This is a genomic window from Romboutsia sp. 13368, from assembly GCF_018336475.1.
GTDB lineage: Bacteria > Bacillota > Clostridia > Peptostreptococcales > Peptostreptococcaceae > Romboutsia.
The window spans coordinates 2,433,769-2,435,030 of record NZ_CP048741.1 but is presented as its reverse complement, the minus strand read 5'-3'; the positions used below and the strand labels follow the sequence as shown (position 1 = coordinate 2,435,030).

Annotated in this window: 1 protein-coding gene (running past one end of the window); it reads right to left on the bottom strand. The window is 28.7% G+C overall.

Annotated features, from left to right (window positions below; translation table 11 throughout):
* A protein-coding gene (locus G3997_RS10335; protein ID WP_296645662.1) for a GntP family permease crosses the window boundary here: on the bottom strand, positions 1–1,210 show its 5' portion. The gene continues 17 nt to the left of window position 1, outside the view; 1,210 of the gene's 1,227 nt are visible here — the first part of the coding sequence; its start codon is at positions 1,208–1,210; the stop codon falls past the left edge of the window.
* Between the last annotated feature and the right edge of the window lie 52 nt (positions 1,211–1,262).

Sequence of the window (1,262 nt, the reverse complement as noted above, 5' to 3'; positions counted from 1 at the left end):
CCATAGATGCAACTCTATGCATAATCTCAGGTGGAATATTAAGTGCTTGACTCATCTCTATAAACTTAGGTGCTAAAGCATCTAATGTTATCGTAAGTCCACCAGAAGCTGAAGCTGTTATACCACAAATAATATTAACTGATAAAGCTTCAGATACTATAGGGTTAGAAGATATATTAAGTATCGCAGACTGTAATGTTATAAATACAGGTAAAGATTTTATTACACTTCCATAACCTACAATAGCACTTGAACTTAATAGTGGTAAGAAAGAATTTGATATCCCTTCGTTTAAAACTTTGTTTAAGTTAGATATTTTTCTAAAGTTAAGTGCTAGTATAAATAAAATAGATATAACAATTGATATTATAACACTCCATGTTCCTGATACATTGTCTAATACAAGRTTRTATTTACTTAAGTAAGACCCATCAACTAATTTATAAAACACTTTAGAAAAGAATAAATTACTAAYAAATATTAATAGTATAGGAGAAATTGATAAAAATATATTAGGAAGTAAATTTGAATCAATATTATTTTCCTCTATATAATGATCTCCATATCCTTCTAAGTTTTTCTCAGCTTTTTTTACTCTATATGTAAGCCATAACATCCCTAATATAAGTATTAATAAGCTTGCTATTATTCCTATAACAGGTGCAGAGAATGTATCTGTACCAAAATACCTCATAGGTATAACATTTTGAATTTCTGGAGTTCCAGGAAGAGCTGTCATAGTAAATGTAAATGCACCTAAGGCTATAGTTCCTGGAATTAATCTCTTTGGAATATCAGCTTTTTTAAATAGTACATTTGCTATGGGATATAAAACAAATGCAACTGTGAATAAAGATACTCCTCCATATGTAAGAAGTGCTCCAGCTAATACTACAGCTAATATAGTTTTGTCTTTTCCTAGTCTATTTGTAATAAAGTTTGCTATAGATTTAGCATATAGAGCTTCTTCCATTAGTTTTGCAAAAATAGCTCCAGTTAAGAATATTGGGAAGTAGTTTTTAACGAAGTTTGCAAATCCTCCCATATATACTTCTGTATAGTGAACCATTAAATGTGTATTAGATTCTCCACCGATTAGTAAAACTGTAAGTAATGCTACTAAAGGTGCAGTTATAATGGTTGAATAGCCCTTATAGGCTAAGAATATTATCAAAGATAATGATAAAATTAATCCAATTATACTTAGCATATTAAATTGTCCTCTTTCTATATAATGATTTTAATTATTGTATGTTTTAATA